The sequence below is a fragment of the Pedobacter sp. L105 genome, from assembly GCF_009765875.1.
GTDB lineage: Bacteria > Bacteroidota > Bacteroidia > Sphingobacteriales > Sphingobacteriaceae > Pedobacter.
On the sequence record NZ_LMUP01000007.1, the window covers coordinates 64,441 to 84,202 of the forward strand.

Consider the following 19,762-nt stretch of genomic DNA (forward strand, 5'->3'; position numbering starts at 1 on the left):
CCAAATATATTCCAAATTATGAAATATCAATTTATGGTGACATGCCTATTAGGTCTTAGCATGAATACTATAGCACAAAATGTGAAAAAATCGATAGAAAATAAGCCAATAGAAAATGTCAATATAAATAACCTGGAAACGGTTGATTATTCTACCTTAAAATGTTATTATTTATTCAGCAAAAAGAAAGAAAGTAGTGACAGACCTTATAGTCAAGATACAATGGCATTAGAAATTGGTTCCAAAATTTCCAGGTTTTATGACCCTGCCAGATTGAGCCGTGATTCTATTTTGTCTGACAGGATAAATAATATGAAAAATATCACTAATGATATTAGAAAAATGACCATCCTCAAAGAGGCCGATGCCAAAGATTTATCAAATATGCAAGGAACGGTTAGCTCAAGTTCAAATGATGGAGAGAGCTGTCAGATCTTTAAAGATAGATTATCAAATCGAGTGAAGCTAGTAGACTATTCCATTCTTGGCCGGGATGTTTTTCTGTATGAAGAGCAAATTGAGCCTTTCCAATGGAAAATATCCAATGAAACTGAAACTATTCTTTCCTATTCTTGTCAAAAAGCAACACTACATTTTAGAGGCCGTGACTATACAGCCTGGTTTACTCAGGAAATACCTGTTAGTGATGGCCCATGGAAATTTATGGGGCTACCAGGCCTGATCATAAAGGTAGAGGATAATCAACATTTGTTTTCATTTAGATTAACAGGAATTCAACAAATAAAAAACAAGATTCCCATTTTCTATACGGGTAAGGTAACTATCAGATGTTCAAGAAAAGATTTTGAAAAACTTAAAATGAAACAAGGACCTGGTAAACAATATAATTTCAACGGTGGCGATGTGATTATCTCCGACTTTCCAAAAAAATATGACTACACACCAATGGAACTGGAATAGTGCGCTTTTATATATTTTTATTGGTCATTTTTAGTGCAGGCAATGCTACCGGTCAAACTGTAATAAAGGGCTTAGTGAAAAATAAAGCCGATGAAAAAGGTATAGCCGGCCTAAGTATTACCGTCAAGGATAAGAGAGCTGGTATACTACTAAATTATGCGCTCACAGACGATAAAGGTGGGTATCATATCAACCTCTCCAGCACGCTGGATAGTCTTTTAATCACTGTTTCCGGCTTAAATATTGAAAAACAGGAAAAGATTTTTAAGAATATTAACCAAGATCTAGATTTCAACGTCAATGTGCAGGCTATAAAACTAAAAGAAATCAAGGTTAATCCACCAAGGATAAGAATGTTAAGTGATACGATCAATTATACAGTTGATGGTTTTATTGATCAGAATGACCGGACAATTGGCGACGTGCTAAAAAAGTTACCGGGTATTGAGGTAAAAGATGATGGAAGTATTTTGTATAATAACAAGCCTATTAATAAATTTTATATTGAAGAAAAAGACTTATTACAAGGGCGTTATGGAATAGCCACTAATAATATTCAAGCTAAAGATGTAGAAGCCGTTCAGGTTCTTGAAAATCATCAGCCCATCAAAGCATTAAAAAACAAAGAATTTACCACTGATGCCGGATTAAACATAAAGCTTAAGGAATCTGCAAAAGGAATACTGAGCATGACTGCAAAAGTTGGAGCCGGTCTTTCTCCTGCTTTGTGGGATAATGAATTATTCTCTATGTATTTCAATAAAAACAAACAAAATATAACTACTTACAAAGGTAACAATACAGGCAGCGATCCAGGTACAGATTTCACTTCCCACTATGCTGCCCCAAATAGAACAGATAACGAAACATCACTTTCCGTACAGTCTCCGGCTATACCTTCTATCAACCAAAAACGTTATTTATTTAATCATGCAAATGCATTTTCCATCAATAATTTATGGGCTTACGGAAAAGAAACCCAGGTAAGTTTTAATATCAGTTATTTGAATGATCATCAGGATAGAAGTAGTTTTTCAAGATCAGTTTATTATCTGCCTAATGATAGTACATTGGATATAGATGAAAAATTAACATCAAATGCTAAGATCAATCAATTTAATGGTGCACTTAAGATCAATACCAATAAGGAGAATTATTATTTAGATAACCTTTTTTCTTTCAGTGGTCAACGCAATCAGACAGAAGGAAGCGTAATACACCAGGATACAGTATTTCAGCAACTAAAAGATCCTTTATATCAATTCGATAATACCTTTAGCCTGATCAGAAACTACAAAAAAATAAGTTTTAAATTCTTTTCCTATACTTCCTATACAAGCACTCCAGAGCTCCTAAATATACAGCCGGTACTTTATAATGATATATTTACTGGAATAGAAGATCCTCTAACTATGAGGCAGAACTTAATTCAAAAAAAGTTCATCTTTAAAAACAAGGTATCATTTGGCTTAAACAGCAGGCATTTTAAACAAAATTATTCCATTGGGATAAACACAAACCTCCAAGATTTCCGATCTAAACTGGGAGAACAATCCAGCAGTGGAAGACTTAGTGCCACACAAGATTCATTAAGTAATCATTTAAGATGGAATAAAATTGAAATGTATTTTAATCCGGATTATACTTATGTCTCTAATAAGTTCAGGCTGGAGGCAATTCTTCTCTTAAATTATACTCACCTTTATACTGATGATCTGATTACGGAGCAAGATAAAGTCATCAGTCGCCTGTTTTTTAATCCGGCAGTTATACTCAATTATGATTTAAATCCATTATTGTCCCTATCTGCTGATGCACGGTATAATAACCGGGTAGGTGAATTAAATGACGTATTTACTGGCTACATCATGGAATCCTACCGTAATCTGGTTAAAAATGACGGAAAATTACCTGAAAATCAAAATCAAACTTACAACCTGACTTTAAATTACAGACACCCTATCCATGAGCTATTTATAAATTTAGGCTCCAGTTACTCCAGAGATCATTTCAATCTATTATATAGCTACGATTATCAGGGAGTTTTAAGTATTAAAAATACTAATATCATTCCTAACATTAAATCAATGAGTACGGTATTTGGTAGAGTCAGCAAAGGTATAGATGCCATAGGAGGCACAATAACTGTTTATACTAATTACTCTCATAGCCTTGGTAAACAGATAAGCCAGGATAAAATTTTAAATTATAAAAACCAGGTATTGATTATAAGGCCGATTATCGACATGAGAATTAAATCCTGGACAAGCTTAACTTATACTTTTCAATATACACAAAGCAAAAATGCTATTCTTAACGACATCAGTACTTTTCCTGCTATATACGGAAACACACAGATTGCGCAGCTTAATTTTTTCCCATCAAAAGGTTTAACTATTAATTTAGCACACGAGTATTATTATTCAAGTGCTACTTCGACAGGAAATAAGGCAATGAATTTCACAGATGCAGGCATTAAATACTTATATAAAAACTTAGAGTTTAATGCAGAATATAACAATATTTTTAATTCAAAACAATTTATATCTGCTTCCTACATAGATACAAGTATGTACTATTATGCTTACAATTTAAGGCCGGCACAAGTTTTACTTAAGGCCAGATTTAAAATAAAATAAGTAATCAACTACTTGCCTCCTAATAAAACCATTCTAATAGTAAACAAGTAGTGACAGGTAATTTAAATTTCCGCAAAGTTCGGAACCTTTAACTTGAGAATATTTGGAGTAAGCTTGTTAAGCTAATCCCCTTTATTAGGCGCAAGCGTTAATACAACCTTGAATAGATAAACATCCTTTATAAACTGAACCACAATAACAATGTGTAGTTCCTGAAGGGCAAGGGTCATTTTCTCCTCCTTTTCCAGTCAACTTAGCCAATTCACTCCTATTGAGCGGTTTTAGTAAGCTAAATATATTAGCTTTAATTTTTATGTTTTTCATTATTTAGAATTTTATGTAAAAAAACACTTCCTTTTCTTATGCCTGGAAGTACCCGGGCCAATGCTAATTATTGTAATTAATTGATATTATTGGTAATCAGCAGCATGCATAGATAGGATTTAAGAATAGCCAATAACCATTGACTAATTTAATAAAATATAGTACTGGTATGGCTAACAGCTGTCCCAAATTAACAGCAGTTCTGCTTTTTTAAAAGGTCATCTACTATTGACTTTAAAAGAAGTTGTAACAGAAAACATCAAAACAACTCCTTCGAAATATTTATTGTCTGATATACATTCCCAACTGCGCCTTAACTTCCTTTTGGAAAGTTTTATTATTCCTTTTTTTGGATCAGCAATATGATAAATGCGTTGCTTTATTTCGAATAAGACTACAAAATGACTCCGATTCCAATATAAAATTGCCGGAAGCTCAATATGATCCAGAAATTCTACTTTTGTTTGAAACGCCCTGGACATTAACCCAATGCTTTCAGCTGCATCACAAATATCAAGCAAAGAAGCTCCATTAAGTTTAATTCTTGGATTATTAAGCAATTGTTGATCTTCAAATTCTTTACCATAAAAACAAGCAATCATCTTTAAGCATGCTGGCCCACAATCCGTTTCTAAGCGTTGGGGATAATATGGAAAAGACTTGATCATAAATTAATTGGTTAAATATTTGGAATCATTCAGCTGTTATAGTTCTTCTCATAATAGGTATTACAAATGCGCTAAGAGAAAGATTTTGCTATCAAATTTACAAAATGCAATAGCCCATTTAATTGACAATTGACCCATAACAGAATTATAAATTTTGTTACTAATGACCAATTTCAAATCATTTATTGTCTGTAAATTGATATATGGTCAGTATTATATCGAAAACGCCCCATATTGGTTCAAATATACGACTGTATCAAATCCTATTAAAACGGCATTTTCAATACAAAGGCTGATGAATAATTTAAAGAAATTGATCCTTGATATCGAAAATTTTGATTCTTCGAAAAAGAAAAGAGATTCCGTTCAAAAACCTTTTAAATTAAGTCCTCATAATTGGATAGTTAGAAATTTAGTAGGCGGCATTGGGACATTATTTGTAAGAAGTATTTTATACGAAGCAAACATTAATGAACATCACGTATTTAGATGGAGATTAGAGAATAAATATATGCAATATCTTGTACTAAACTACTACATCCCCGGCAGCATGCCTAAGACAATAAGCTTCACTAAGCTTCTAAATTGTGCAAATGGAATACAAAAAATTAGACTTTTGTTGGGAAAAGGTTTTTTTTTGAAAGCAACTTTAAGTGAGCGCACAGGTACAACGAATACTTTTGACAGAACTGCCGAATTTGAGCAAATAATTCGTCTGTCGCTCAATAAACACTTTACTAATCAGAATGAAAAATGGATCTTACAGAAAAGATTAAATTTAAAAACTGAATTTCGAATTCATACCTTCAATAATGATGTAATATATGGCATGACATTCAAGATAATTGGATTAATTACACAAGACAATTGCAATGCCGAAAGATTTGTAAAAAACATCTTAGATAAAATGCCTTGCACCATCGTGCAGGAGTCTTTGATCGCATGGGATATCGGCTTAACCGATGACGATCAATATTATGTAATTGAATCTAATTTCACGGGGTTTCATCCTGAGTTTAACTATGGATTTCAAACAAGTGGATATTTTCAAAGTAGTCCTTCTGGCCCTATTATGTGTGCCTGGTTTAATATGTATATGAAAAATAAATATGGTATCTCCGTATCATATGTTGACCGCAGCCTATTAATTATAGGGAGTTTTTTTAATGATTTTGTGTTTTATCTGTCTGTATTTAGACACGAGCATTTCAAGGCCATTCGAGACAAAATAAAAAACATTCCCCTTAATGCAATAATTTATTTAAATCAAGAATCTAATTCACTTCTAAATACTTTAATAGCATATTTCCAAAGAACAAAATATGCTGAAACGTATTATATTGTTACAAATGAAGAAAGCTTTCCGAGGCTCGTAAATCTATATAAGGATCATTTAGATATTAAAATTTTAGTTGAAACAACATTGTTTACAACAGATCAATATCAACTTATTAAACAACTAAGCTATGAAAGACGAAGTCAAATTAGCTGTCGCCATGTCCAAAGAATGCTAAATAAGAGTAATTGTGTTATCATATGAGCTTTGACTATCCTTAGTCAAATAATCAAAATTGGCTCCTTTTAAAACTTAAGACCTATGAATTTCAGTAAAGATTATTATAGTTACTATAATTTTTAACCGGGAGGCCATAACGCCGCTGGAATATAGAACACAATGGAGCCTCAGCATGGAGTCAACATCTACGGAGTTAACTCCATGCTGAGGGATGAAAAATAATATATAAATTTGAATTCTCACGTCCCAGACCAGTTCGAAAAAAGGGAGGGTTACAAAAACTTAAGTTTATAGTAATTAAATTATGATTTTTTTTCTAATGCTTGTCAATATTCAAGTAAATAAAAGAACATCTCCAATTAGTTGTAAGATGTTTTTTTTATGAACAGAAATTTCATTTCATGGCTTTTGCCAGAATAAAAGATCATTATTCGTATGATACGTAATCACCTGGTAGTTTTTACGCGCCGACGTTTCAAACCCATCGGTTAGCGGATCAATACTTCCTGACGGAAGCAATTCCACATACTGTAACAACTTCCCATCAGACCGTGTTTGCGAATTGCATTCGCTATTCAGCGGGCAGATCATCCTGTAGATATGCTGCGCCATAAATTGATATAGATATTCTTCCTTTTTGGTCGGTATCTGATGATAATTAGCCGTAGGATTCAGTATCAGCGGCATGCCATTAATTAATCGTTCCCTAACTTCTGCAATGCTCAGAAAATTTCCTTTTTCATCTTTGAGATAAGCATTTTCCTGTGGATCCATATAGATCCATTTTTTTAGCGAATCGATATACAAGGAATTGATCACGTGACCACCCTGGGCAACAGGATACAGGTTAGAAAAGCAGATCACACTCCTCGACTTAAATCCCATAGAAAGAAAGATTTCGTTCATGGCGATGGAAAGCGGATAACAGCCCTGCCCTACCTTCTTTTCCTTGTAAAAAGTAATAATGTTCCCGGCTGTTAGCTCGTCAATAGAGGCAACATCCTCATGCGGCACCTGCCTGTGAAACCAGTCCAGCAATCGGATAGCCCTGTCCGTTTCACTTCCTTTTCCTGCTATGGAATCCAGGTGATAGGTTTTACGCAAAACTGCCAGTTCAGGTGCATCTGGAGACTGATATGTAAATGATGGATAATTTTGATTTTGCGAAGGATTGTATGGCCCTGTTTTCTTTAGTATAGCAACAAAATCAATACTATCCCTGGTACCTGCTGAAGCAGCAGATAAAGAGGAAGACAAACCTGACAACAGCAATAAATAAACAAAAAATGATTTCATGATAAGAGTTAAATTAAAGGATTAAATAGTCAATGATTATTTCAGTCCTCAAATAAATGCAGTAAAAAACTTAAAATTTGTACTTTTAGACAGACACGAATTTAACGGGTGCAGAGAGGTTCTTTGAACCCTTAAATTGATAAGCAGGCAAATATGGTCTATTGAGGCCATCCAATACCCTATTCGTCGAAAAAAGCAATCTATTCCACAAAGAATGTTCAGTTTTGAAAATGCAGATGAAACGGCAAATAAGCTACCAGACTATAGTCATGCACCTGCTGTTCTGGCTAGCCTTTATCAGCTATCAAGCCATTAGTAATGGATGGGAAGACACTGATCAGCTCTCCTTTAAACTGTCGCAGCAGCTGTTTACATTGACCATACCGGTTACCATATTATTGACTTATTTTAACCTTTACGTGCTGATGCCTGTTTTTTATTATCACCAAAAATACCTGGCCTATGCTGCCGGGATATTGTTGCTGCTTTTAAGTGGCGGATTATTACAAAGGTATATTGCTTATACATTTATCATTCCCTGGGAACAATTTCACAATCCGGTTAGGTACCAGCAGGAAAACAAACACTTCTGGATACCGGTAAGGATTTTAAGACTTGCTATAGAATCTTACCCCGTAGTTGCGCTAACCATGGTGATTCAACTGATGCACAATGCTTATAACCAGGAGAAAAATTTAAGAGAAATAGAAAAGGAAAAGTTCTCAGCTGAAATGGGCTTGTTAAAAGCACAAATTAACCCGCATTTCTTTTTTAATACGCTGAACAGCCTATATGCATTAACCCTGAAAGGATCAGACAAAGCATCAAAAGTTGTTCTCCGTTTATCTGAACTGATGCATTACATGCTCTATGAAGCCCGCGCAGATAAGGTATTCTTAAAAGATGAACTCAGCCATCTGGAAAATTACATCAGCATTGAGCAGATGCGGTTTGCCGACCGGCTGGATCTATGTTTTCAACATTCGGGAGATATATCAGGCAAAATGATCGCCCCATTGTTATTGCTGCCCTTTGTAGAGAATGCCTTTAAGCATGGCATAACTGATGATGCAGGATGGATTACCATCAATTTGAAAGTTATCGGTAACCAGCTTTTTCTGAAAGTTGAAAACAGTTATCCGAAAAATGTAAATAAAAGCGTTCATGGATTGGGACTCATTAATGTTAAAAGGCGACTCGAGTTAACTTATCCCGATAGTTATGACTTGCAGTTTATCCAAAATAACGAGATTTTTGAGGCAAGCCTTAAACTTGAATTGTAAATACAATACGCTAAAAAAACAGGAGCTCATGAACAGGATTAATTGCATGATTGCAGATGATGAACAGCTTGCCAGAGAAATCATTGAAGTTTACGTACATCAATTAGATCAACTGAATTTGGTTGCTGTCTGTTCAAACGGTACAGAGGTTTACAATGCCCTGAAGGTTAATACCGTTGACCTGTTATTTCTGGATATACAGATGCCTCATTTAACAGGAATCGAACTGCTGCGGATTGTTAAAAATCCACCTTTAGTAATCATGACCACTGCACACCGTGAATTTGCCCTGGAAGGTTATGAATTAAATGTGATCGACTATTTATTAAAACCTATTTCTTTTGAGCGGTTTCTAAAAGCCGTTGCTAAATATGAATCTATCAGAAACCCGGGAAGTAAAATAGCCGGACAACCGGTTATCCTACTAAAAGATGATCAGCAAGCTTTTATCTACGTAAAATCTGATAAGAAAATGGTGCGGATACTGCTAAAAGATATTTTGTATATCGAAGGGCTTAAGGATTATGTAAAAATACAATTGGAGGATAAGATGATTATCACTTACCAAACGATGAGCTATTTTGAAGAAAAACTTTCTGCCAATCATTTTATACGCGTACACCGGTCATACATCGTTTCCCTGGATCATATCAGTGCTTATTCGGCTACGCAAATTGACATTGGCAACACTCCTATTCCGATTGGCGGTTCTTATGGGAAAGAGGTATTAAAAAAGCTGACTACTTCATAAATCTTCTACTTTGCAGGCCCATCAAATAATTCAGCCAGTTTAGCATTCAAAGTTTCACGCCTCAGATCTTTGGCGATGATTTTACCATTAGGATCTATCAGGAAATTGGCAGGAATACCACGTACTCCATATTGCAATGCAACACTGTTATCCCAACCTTTAAGATCTGAAACTTGCGTCCATATTAATTGATCATCAGCTATAGCCTTAATCCATGATTTTTTTGCTCCGGGATTATCCAGAGATACCCCTAATATTGTAAAACCTTTGCCTTTATATTTATTGTAAGCAGCTACTATATTAGGATTTTCTTCACGGCATGGGCCGCACCAGCTGGCCCAGAAATCTATCAGCACATATTTTCCTTTAAAATCAGAAAGCCTTACTGTTTTGCCATCAGGTGTAACCTGCGCAAAGTCAATCGCCTGACTGCCGATCCTCGTTTTTGAGGAGGATGTCAGTAAAACTGTTATACTTTTCCCGAGTGGTGTATTTTTTAACGAGGGATTCAAATTATCAAATGCTTTTGCTACAGCTTGAGTAGTTTTCGCCTGTGCTGCGCCATCTTTTAACGCGATCAGACTCAGGTAAGATTGGGGATGAGTTTTTGCAAATTCTACACCAGCAAGATGTAACTCATCCATGTATTGTAACTCAAGGGCAGCCATATCTGCAATATGCTTTTCATTTTTTTGAGAGTCAGGAAGCATCGCATAAGCTTTGTTTAAAGCGGCCAGTTTATCATCTGCAGGTTTACGTAATGCATTAAATTCAATATTTTCCTTGTTGATTGGTGATCCGGTTATGGTAATATGCTTAAGAGAGTCAGGTGCTGTAAGGCCTATTTTTCCAGCTTCTATATAAAAGTGGAATACATCCAGATTCGTAGCCGTCTTATTTACCAGTGGGTTTACATTCAGGACGATTGTTGCATATTCGGGATGCGGTAAGTTGCCGCTAAAATGAAAGCTGCCATTCAGCACATTGGCAGAATCTATTCTTTTTTGCCCGTCGGGCTGAGAAAACATATAGATTTTATCTCCGTTTTTTAATCCACCTACTTTACCATCGAGGGTAAAATCACCTTGTGCCATTAACGATATTGGTATCAGGCATAGTATAAAAAAATATAGCTTTTTCATTTAACCTACACTTACTAATTGATTACGTTATTTTTAAAGATAATCAACGGAAAGGTAATTTGAAAATTTTATTTAAAAGAAAACCATCAATAGTAAGGCTATAAGCAAATTTAAGAAATGTCAACAGAAGCTGCTTTGATCCTGCCTGCGTCTCTTTTTTAATAGTATTGGATGGCCATAACCATCCAATACACATTGGGAATATCAAATAACTAGGCTTAAGGCAATTCTTCTTTTTTAACCAGTTCGCCTGCCGGAGAAAAGTATAATTTATATTTCTCCATAAAGTAAACATGATCAGAATCCAGCATCGGGCCATTGTCTACCAGGAAAACAAACTCATGGTGTCCTGATGTTTCTACTTCTTTAATTTCTTCAATATACCAGGCTTTGAATGCAGAGTTTTTCCATCCGTTTTTAACTGAAGGCGTCAGATAATGGGTAAAATGAAACATCGTTTCTGTCTTTATCCATTTGCCATCGGTTCCGTAATAATCGAAATGATTTTTCTTGTTTGCTTTGAATTTAACGATGTAGGTTCCTGATTTAAGGTGCCAGTTTTCTACCACACTCTCCGGATGTTTTGATGCAAATGCCGAAGCGATTTCGGCAGGCAACTGAACAGTTTTCTGACGGGCAATAACTGGAACTGAAAAGATGAGTACTGCGATTATTGAAACGATTAAATTTTTCATGAGAATATATTTATTTTTAATGGTTATGAAGCTTGCATGAGCTTTCATTTCTTTTTGAAAGCTGTGAGTTCATGCAGGGTTCGTAATATTTTTTTTTAAGTTGATGAAACTTGCATCGGCTAATTTTAAAAGCAAATGCAAGTTTCAGGGGTTACACATTGTTTAATTGACTTTTATTCCTTCTTCTATTTCATCACTGGCATTGACAATTACCTTGTCATCCTTTTTCAAGTCGCCTGTAACTTCTTCTTTATTGGTATTTTCAATACCGGTGGCTACGTCTACCCTTACCGTTTTCCCATCCCTCACAGCAATCACATATTTTCTTTCCGTTGAAGTAACTACTGCAGATTTAGGAACGATCAGTGCATCTGGTGTGCCTTTAACATTTAAGATCACATCTGCATACATCCCTGGTGACAGGGAACCCTCCTTATTGGGTACATCCAGCTCTATGCGTTCTGACCGGTACTGTATGTTTACATTACCGGCTTTGCGACTGATCGTGGCCGTCATTTTCTTACCGGGAAGGGCACTGAGGTAAAAGCTGATCTGATCTTTGTTTTTCAGCGAAGCAGCTATTCCTTCAGGTATATCCACCTGCAAACGGAGATGGTCTACTTCTTTCAATTCCAGCATTGGTTTATTGTCCTTTGATTCTGCGCTGGCCAGGGCTCCGGGATGGGTATTTCTATCAGTAATAATTCCGCTAAACGGAGCCCTTACGTTTAGATAACCCATCAGGGCTTCCTGCATTTGCCAGTTCGCTTTTTCAGCATTGCTTAAAGAACTGTCAGATTCCATTTTTGACTTATAGGTAGCCAGGTCCATTGCCGAAATCGCTCCTGCTGTGCGCGATGCTACCTTTAAGCGGGTATAGTTTTCCTTATTCAGCCGGTAATCAGATACCGAACGGGCGTATTTTTCTTTCGCCTGTAAAGTTGCCTGCAAAATCTCGGGTGCTTCCAGCGTCATTAACAACTGCCCTTTTGTTACATGTGAACCGATATCTACCAGTACATTTTTGACATAACCGTTAACTTTAGGAAAGATGCTCACTTCCTCGTAGGCAGCCAATTGTGCCGGGAGTTTCACCGTTTGTTCCATATCGGGGCTTTGCAAACTCGTCAGGTCGTAATGAGGAGCGGCGGCAGTTTCCTGTTTCTTTTCTGCCGGCTTATTGTTTGAGCAGCTGTACAATACAGTTGCTGCGCAGGCGATGATGATATATTTTAGTTTCATGATATATGATGATTTGATCAGGCTTTTAATTCATGTTCTGTTTTTTTTCTGTTTCGGCTAATAGCGAGACATCCTTGTAGGAAGCATTCTGCTGTATCCATCCATATACTAATGGCACGATATATAAAGCCGCAATTGTTGAAGTAATCAACCCGCCTATTACCGCGCGTCCCAGCGGTGCCGACTGATCTCCGGATTCGCCCAGGCCACTGGCCATTGGGATCATACCGGCAATCATCGCCAGACTGGTCATTAAAATAGGGCGAAGCCTGATGCTTGCCGCCACTGATGCTGCCTTGAATGGATCTCTGTACTCCAGTCTTAAACTTTCCGCATTATTTACGATCAGGATTGCATTGGATACGGATACCCCTACCGACATAATAATCCCCATATATGACTGCAGGTTGAGCGTAGAACCGGTAAGCAGCAGCATTCCAATAGAACCGAACAGCACCGCTGGCACCGTAGATAAGATAGAAAAGGCCAAGCCAACGGATTGATAATTGGCAGTAAGCAATAACAGGATTACTACAATCGCAGCCAGCAACCCGCTTTGCAGGGAGCCTAAAGTTTCAGTGAGCAGAGAAGACATTCCCCTTACCTGGGCAACTAAACCTGACGGAGGTGTTCCCATTTCATCCACTGCTTTTTGTACATCAGTAGTGGCTGTTCCCAGATCCTTCTTATAAATATTCGCATTGATCGTTAAAAACCTGCGCGGTCCTGAACGGTCGTATTCACCCGGTAGTGAATCAATAGTGATACTTGCCACATCTGATAACACGGGTCTCATTTTACCGGCAACAACAGGCGTTGATTTTAACTGATCCAGGCTATTCATCATGTATTCAGGAACCTGAACCTCTGTATTGTAGGTGTATTGTTTCTGGTTATCCAGCCACAGATTTTTGAGGGTATAACGACTGGAGGCGGTCACATCTGAGATACTTTTAGAAACATTTTCCACGCTTAATCCCAGCTGCGCCAGCTTTTGCCTGTCTAAATGCACATTGATGGTAGGAAACTTTAATGGCTGTGCAATCTGAACATCGCGCAGGTAAGGAATTTGCTGCAGCCTTTTCACCAGCTTGTTGGAATAATCAGCCAGATTATCCATATCCTTAGCTGCTACACGTACTTCAATAGGTGTGGCAGATCCCTGGGACATTAATTTCTCAGTCAATTCAATAGGTTCGAATGATAACTTAACACGAGGAAATTTCTTTTTAATATCCAGCCTGATCTGATCTTTCAGATCATCCATGTTCACTTTGTATTTCTCATCCAGCTCTACCTGTAATACAGCTTCGTGTGTACCACTGTTAAAAACATACAGGTTACTGTGCCCAAAATTGGAAGATACCGGCCCTACAAATGCAGAAGTGATGGCTACATTACCATGAACTGCAGAATCGATAATCGACAAAATACTTTTTACATTCCGTTCGGTAATTTCCAGTCGGGTACCATCCGGTTCACGTACCCGCAGCTGTAACTGCCCTGCATTGGAGTGCGGAAGCATGTCCTTACCAATGGTTACAAAACCGACGCCGGTAAGCAACAACACAACAACCAGGTAGAAAACAACAATTGGCTTCCGTTTAGGCATCCAGTTGTTCAGCTTATGGAGTAATCCTACTTTAATACGCTGAAAGAAATCATTTTCTTCAGGGTGTTTGATATCCTCTGCCGTATGTTTATTGATTTCATCAGTCTCTTCACTATTGAGGTCCAGACCTGCATGGGCATGTGGCTGGTTGTGATGGTACTGAAACATTTCTTCTTTTAACAACCAGTTAGAGATAATCGGAACCAGGGTCTGTGCAGCAATATAGGAGATGATCATCGCGAAAGCGATAGACAGGGAAAGCGGCAGGAACATCGCCTTCGGCACACCGGTCATTACAAAAGAAGGGGCAAAAACGGCCAGTATACACAGCAGGATCAGCAATAAGGGAAAGGATATTTCCATACAGGCATCCTGAATAGCCTGTTTTTTGGTTTTACCCATTTCGAAATGCTGATGGATGTTTTCAATGGTTACCGTAGCCTGATCCACGAGGATACCAATGGCCAGTGCCAGTCCGCTCAGGGTCATCATGTTGATGGTCTGCCCGGCCATTTTCAAACAAAACACGGTACTTAAAATAGCCACCGGTATGGTGATTACCACTACCAGACTACTGCGCCAGTCGCGCAGAAACAGCAGCACCATTAAACCCGTTAAAACAGCCCCCAGAATCCCTTCGGTCATTAAACTTTTCGCAGAGTTCATTACAAACACACTCTGGTCAAACTCATAACTGATATGAACATCTTTAGGCAGCAGGCTCTGCATTTCAGGAATTTCCTTGCGCAGGTTCTGCACTACATCCCAGGTAGAAGAACTCGCCGTTTTTACGATAGGAAAATATACTGAGCGCTTGCCGTTTACCAACGCATAATCCATCACAATATCCGATGCATCTTCTACGTGGGCTACATCTTTTACATAGATGGTATTCACCCCATTACTTACAATAGGGATATCGTTAAAATCTTTCACATGTTCTTCCTGTGAATTTACAGAGGAAACGTACATCGTACTGTCGATACGCACATTACCTGAAGGTGTGATCGCATTGTTACGGCCCAGTGCTTCTACTACCTGCTCAGGGGAAATATTGAGTTCCCTTAACTTTTCAGGATCGGCCTTGATAATGATTGAACGGGCATTAGAACCAAATGCTGGTGGCGCAGAAAGGCCAGGTATTTTACCGAAAAGCGGACGAATGATGGTACTGGCCATATCAAAAACATCATTCAATGACTTTGTTTTACTGCTGAAAACCAACTCTCCTACAGGAACTGAAGAAGCATCAAAACGTACTACTTCCGGAGGCAATGATCCCGGAGGAAAAAAGGCCAGACACCGGTTTACCTGAATGGCGATCTCTGCTGACGCTTCTGCCATATCTGTCCCTTCATAAAAGGAAAGCTTGATCAGGGTTAAGCCCTGTGTATTTTTACTTTCAATATTCTTCAGACCATCCACATACAGAAAGTGATCCTGCATTTTTGTGGAGAAGAAACCTTCCATTTGTTTTGCACTCATCCCTCCGTACTGTTGTATCACGTATACCGTAGGCGAGTTTAAACTCGGAAAGATATCGATAGGAACGGTACGCAAAGACATAATGGAGAACAATAAAAGGCCAATAAATAACACCAGTATGGTGATAGGTCTTTTTAAAGCTGCTTTTACCATTTTTTTATCTTTTAATAGTTTGAATAAATAAATCGAGATTACCTGTTGATGCAGCCTTATCCAGGTTACCCAAATACCAGTCGTTTAGCGTTTCCACATAATTCAGCTGTGCTGAATACAATAAAAATGAAGCATTGGTCAGGTCGATCAGGTTGATCACACCAGCTTTATATTGCGCCACTTTCTGGTTGTAGACATCAGTTGCCGCCTGCAGCTGTACCGGCAGTTCAGCGAGGTTTTTCTCTGCTGTGGCAATCACTTCTCCTGCCTGTATATTGGCATTATTGAGCGTCTGCTTTTGCTGTTCCAGCTCATAACCTGCAGCCTTTGTCTGATAGTGGCTAACGGCCGCTTTATTTTTACGGTGGATAACATTAAACAAATCGTAAGTGATGGCAACACCTCCGGCATAAGTGAAGCGCTGGTAACCCAATCCTGTACTGAGCGGCTGGTAACCATTATACTGGATGCTCGACCCACGCTCCCATCCTCCGCCTGCAAGGATAATTTTGGGGAGATAGCTTTTTCTTACCAGCTTTTCGGCAGATTGATACAACACCTCCTGCTGACTGTAATACTTCAGCAATGGATTGGAAACCGTATCGGTCATGCTTCCGAATAAATGGGTAGCCTGTACCTGGCTGTCTTTCCGCAGCGTGTCTAAATTAATCTCGGGGGCCCTGATTCCGGTTAGGAAACTAAGCTGCTGTTTCAACTGTTTAATTGCGCCTTCATGCAGGTTATAACTTACCCGCACTTTAGACAATTCAGCTTTAGCCATTGATGAATCTACCCCGGGTTTAATACCGGTACTGGTTAAGGCGCTGATGATGGTCATTACAGATTGATAGCGGTTGATATTCTGCTGGTCGATATGCAGCTGATAAGTGTTTTTAATGACATTGAAATACAGCTTGGATAGTTGCAGTTTCAGCACATATAACTCTTTGTCAAAATCGGCCTGCTGCAAATTGGCATAAGCTACAGCATTACCAACTTTGGCACCACGCAGGCCAAAATTCACCAGGTCATATTCTGCAAAAGCAGAAGCTATGTTACCGGTAGCAGGACTATTATCGTTACCCGCCCTGATACTGCCCGATGTAGCATGGACGATGCCGCCAATAGGAAGATATGTTCCGTTCAGGTCATTCGCAGACCCTATGGAAAGTTCATCTCCTACAGTCAGCTTGGGTAAAAAGGAGTTTTTAGCATCGGTAATATTTGCCTTTGCACTATTGATCAGCGCTTGCTTTTGCAGCAGTACGGGCAAATGGTTCGTTGCAGAATCTACCAGGTCTTTTAAAGAATACTTGTTCTGAGCTTCAAGGGTATTGAAGGACAATAGGAAAATACACGTCACAGTGAACCTCCCTATTGTTTTTAGCATATAGGATTTCATAAATCTGTTAAAATAAACAGGAAAATAATTGATTGGGAATGGACGAAAAGATCATCCTGACACGACAGTTTTAGTAAAACAGGGGCATACCTATCCTATTCAACTGATGTGATCAGAAAAATGCTCATCCAATGAGTTCCACGGAGAAACTCAAACAGGTCTTAGTTTTTAAAAACTAAAACACACCAATAAATATAGGCTCAGATTTGGAGTCGGGAGATCAGTTGAAAGTACTGATTAGACGGACAGACCTGGAAAACAGTATTGCGTTTCCAGTTTACATTTACACGAATAAATAACAAAGAAAACAACCACGATGCCTGACGTCTTAACAAAACAAGTAAAACGGAAGGAAGAACGAATTGGTTATCCACTAACTGGATAATTTCCGCATCATCATTGTCTGCGTGGGTTTCTTTTTTCTTCACTGCTCTTTGGAATAAGCTGAAGGTACGTTTAGGACCTGTAACCAGTGCCCCGCCTTTTGATACTTCGTAAGCAAAAAAAGGACGCATCAGGAATATTAAAACCAAAAATGAATAGAAGATGACTCTGTTTGAAAACCTCTGATTAGTATCCATTTGAAAGACATGTTAATATTAAATTAACATTGACATAACAATACTACTAAATCGTTTTTACTAAACACAATAAGAAATCAAAATACATATTTTTGTTACAAAAAATTGTATTTATTACTGATGGACATCATTCTATGGGAACGTTTAGGGCTTATAATCAGCTGCGTTAAGCCAAAATATATCATTTGATACAAGGCTGGAGTTGATTTTAGAAGGAATGGCGGATTTCTATAATAAAAATAACTGAGGCAGCGCTCGTACTGCCTCAGTTACTAATTACTTCTTAGCAGTGCTATGTTTCTCTGCATGCTTTTTAGATGCCTCATTGGCATGCTCTTTAGCTTTAGATCCATGACCTTGTGCAGCATGTGCATGTGTGGCCGCTTTTTCATCATTACCTTCTGAATGACTTTTGTGCGCTTCTGTGTGATGCTTTGCAGCTTCTGTGTGGTGCTTTGCAGCTTCCTCGTGATGTGAATGTTTCATGATATTTGGTTTTTTATAGATATGTCACAGCAACAGCACGTTTTATAAATTGTTTATTAAAAGATTATTTTTCTGAAATTTTTATCAAAATATTAAGATAAGGTAGTAAATTACCATCATCGATCAATGCGAGGTGATTGATTGAACTGGTCGCCTGTAGCGCAAATTTCAACTCCCAAAACTTTTTCGATATTCGAACCGATAGCTATTCCAACAATGCTACACCATAACCTGCTTTCTGGTTTTCACCCTGTTCACCTTTAACAATCCATTCCTAAACCAATTTTTGATTCTGATAATTGTAATTATCAGAATCCAATGAAAGCCAATAGTATTAAGTTAAACCGATAGTGGTAAAGAGACAGGGTTATCAATTTTTTTATTTAACTGTTTTCCATATTGAATCCCTTTTAATTCTATAAATGAATAGGTAAGACCTGAAATGAACAGCACAATTGCGATTATTAATATTACTATAAAATTATCAATCAAAGAATTTCCACTGGCAATATATCTTTCCATAGTCTGGATATTATTTCCAAAAGTTGGAGTGAAGTTATTCCCCGATATTTTACCAGCAATCATTGCAAAACTTAGAATTACATTTAGAATTGCGTAGTGTGTAAGATAAATCGAATAGGATAGTTTCCCCACATGGTTCATTATTTTGGTTTTAAGGAAAGCAGAAATAATTCCTCTATCAAAAGAGAAAGAAATGACCACAAGACAAAAAGAAAGGGTAATAACCACATCTTTATAGGCAAAATCAAATGGAAAAATTGCCCCTGCGATACCTATTGAAACAACCTCCAATAGGTAAAATATCTTAGTTGTTAATTTTAGCTTTCCTATCTCCAGATAAACAAGATAACATAGACAACCAATAAAAAAGCAGGAAAGCCCTCTGAATATACTATTATTTAGGTATGGATAATGATTTTCTAACGCCACAAATGAGAGAATAGATAGAAATATAAATAAATACTTTTTTATTCCAGGAATGAACAATAATATAGAGCCAAAAATAAGATAAGTATAATATTCAATGCTTATACTCCAGGTAGGCGTATTAAATGAACGAGTTCCTGTCCCTGGCTTCCCCAACCACTCTTCTATTAGAAATAAATTTGGAAGTATTGCTGATGGAGTATTATTCCCCGAAAATGCAGGAGTACTAAAATTATATCCTTTTAGGCCGGCGATATATTTCAATATTTCTAAAAAAATAAAAAAGATTAGCATAACAATATGAAGCGGAAAAATTCTGAAGGTTCTGCTAATTAAGAAGCGTTTAAATCTTAGAAAATCTAAGCTCTTTTGTCCATAGGCATGATACATAACGAATCCACTTAAGACAAAGAAAAATTCAACAGCACGGTATCCATTTCTAAAAAAGCTAAACTCACTTAGCGCCCCAAGAACATGAGTGTGATAAATTACAACTAATATGGCCCCTACACCACGCAGCCCATCCAGAGCACAGAATCTTTTCATTTTATATAAATTTCGTGATAAAAGTATTTATTCTGATCCGTTTTTACGTAAGAAATCCACATCAAAAAAAAT

General features: G+C 37.5%; 16 protein-coding genes. 5 read left to right on the top strand and 11 right to left on the bottom strand.

Annotated elements, in window-relative coordinates; translation table 11 throughout:
* Positions 1–33 precede the first annotated feature (33 nt).
* Together GSQ84_RS14060 and GSQ84_RS14065 are read left to right on the top strand one after the other, a co-directional pair.
* On the top strand, positions 34–921 hold the full coding sequence (locus tag GSQ84_RS14060) for a GLPGLI family protein (protein ID WP_256377529.1): 888 nt from the start codon (positions 34–36) through the stop codon (positions 919–921).
* Between the two features lie 74 nt (positions 922–995).
* Complete coding sequence (locus GSQ84_RS14065; RefSeq protein ID WP_158797915.1) at positions 996–3,560, top strand: hypothetical protein; 2,565 nt, start codon at positions 996–998, stop codon at positions 3,558–3,560.
* A 135-nt stretch (positions 3,561–3,695) separates the two neighbouring features.
* Here GSQ84_RS14065 and GSQ84_RS14070 read toward each other — a convergent pair whose 3' ends face one another.
* Together GSQ84_RS14070 and GSQ84_RS14075 are read right to left on the bottom strand one after the other, a co-directional pair.
* Complete coding sequence (locus GSQ84_RS14070) at positions 3,696–3,884, bottom strand: hypothetical protein (RefSeq protein WP_158797916.1); 189 nt, start codon at positions 3,882–3,884, stop codon at positions 3,696–3,698.
* Between the two features lie 218 nt (positions 3,885–4,102).
* Positions 4,103–4,552 (bottom strand): cysteine peptidase family C39 domain-containing protein, encoded by a 450-nt coding sequence (locus GSQ84_RS14075; protein ID WP_158797917.1) that lies wholly within the window; start codon positions 4,550–4,552, stop codon positions 4,103–4,105.
* 295 nt (positions 4,553–4,847) lie between these two features.
* Between GSQ84_RS14075 and GSQ84_RS14080 the strand changes: the two genes are divergently transcribed.
* A complete protein-coding gene (locus GSQ84_RS14080; RefSeq protein WP_158797918.1) occupies positions 4,848–6,092 on the top strand; it encodes a hypothetical protein in 1,245 nt (414 codons plus the stop codon).
* Positions 6,093–6,467: 375 nt separating this feature from the next.
* Here GSQ84_RS14080 and GSQ84_RS14085 read toward each other — a convergent pair whose 3' ends face one another.
* Complete coding sequence (locus GSQ84_RS14085; RefSeq protein WP_158797919.1) at positions 6,468–7,364, bottom strand: hypothetical protein; 897 nt, start codon at positions 7,362–7,364, stop codon at positions 6,468–6,470.
* A 236-nt stretch (positions 7,365–7,600) separates the two neighbouring features.
* On the opposite strand from GSQ84_RS14085, the gene GSQ84_RS14090 reads away from it, so the two are divergent.
* Entirely contained in the window at positions 7,601–8,647 is a 1,047-nt protein-coding gene (locus GSQ84_RS14090) for a sensor histidine kinase (protein ID WP_158797920.1), read from the top strand.
* Positions 8,648–8,675: 28 nt separating this feature from the next.
* Positions 8,676–9,398, top strand: coding sequence for a LytTR family DNA-binding domain-containing protein (locus tag GSQ84_RS14095; protein WP_158797921.1), 723 nt, complete (start codon positions 8,676–8,678; stop codon positions 9,396–9,398).
* A gap of 5 nt (positions 9,399–9,403) precedes the next feature.
* On the opposite strand, the gene GSQ84_RS14100 is transcribed toward GSQ84_RS14095, so the two are convergent.
* The 8 genes from GSQ84_RS14100 to GSQ84_RS14130 all read right to left on the bottom strand — a co-directional run bounded on the left by GSQ84_RS14100 (position 9,404) and on the right by GSQ84_RS14130 (position 19,690).
* A complete protein-coding gene (locus tag GSQ84_RS14100; protein ID WP_216848924.1) occupies positions 9,404–10,540 on the bottom strand; it encodes a TlpA disulfide reductase family protein in 1,137 nt (378 codons plus the stop codon).
* Between the two features lie 218 nt (positions 10,541–10,758).
* Positions 10,759–11,235 carry a PepSY-like domain-containing protein gene (locus GSQ84_RS14105; RefSeq protein WP_158797923.1) on the bottom strand — a complete coding sequence of 159 codons (477 nt, stop codon included), beginning with the start codon at positions 11,233–11,235 and terminating at the stop codon, positions 10,759–10,761.
* 162 nt (positions 11,236–11,397) lie between these two features.
* Positions 11,398–12,477 carry an efflux RND transporter periplasmic adaptor subunit gene (locus GSQ84_RS27890; protein ID WP_216848925.1) on the bottom strand — a complete coding sequence of 360 codons (1,080 nt, stop codon included), beginning with the start codon at positions 12,475–12,477 and terminating at the stop codon, positions 11,398–11,400.
* Between the two features lie 25 nt (positions 12,478–12,502).
* Positions 12,503–15,727 (bottom strand): efflux RND transporter permease subunit, encoded by a 3,225-nt coding sequence (locus GSQ84_RS14110; RefSeq protein ID WP_216848926.1) that lies wholly within the window; start codon positions 15,725–15,727, stop codon positions 12,503–12,505.
* Positions 15,728–15,731: 4 nt separating this feature from the next.
* Positions 15,732–17,129 (bottom strand): TolC family protein, encoded by a 1,398-nt coding sequence (locus GSQ84_RS14115; RefSeq protein ID WP_158797924.1) that lies wholly within the window; start codon positions 17,127–17,129, stop codon positions 15,732–15,734.
* 200 nt (positions 17,130–17,329) lie between these two features.
* A complete protein-coding gene (locus GSQ84_RS14120; protein WP_216848927.1) occupies positions 17,330–17,644 on the bottom strand; it encodes a hypothetical protein in 315 nt (104 codons plus the stop codon).
* Between the two features lie 342 nt (positions 17,645–17,986).
* Positions 17,987–18,196: a hypothetical protein gene (locus GSQ84_RS14125; protein ID WP_158797926.1), complete on the bottom strand. Its 210-nt coding sequence runs from the start codon at positions 18,194–18,196 to the stop codon at positions 17,987–17,989.
* 339 nt (positions 18,197–18,535) lie between these two features.
* Positions 18,536–19,690, bottom strand: coding sequence for an acyltransferase (locus GSQ84_RS14130; protein ID WP_158797927.1), 1,155 nt, complete (start codon positions 19,688–19,690; stop codon positions 18,536–18,538).
* Positions 19,691–19,762: the final 72 nt, after the last annotated feature.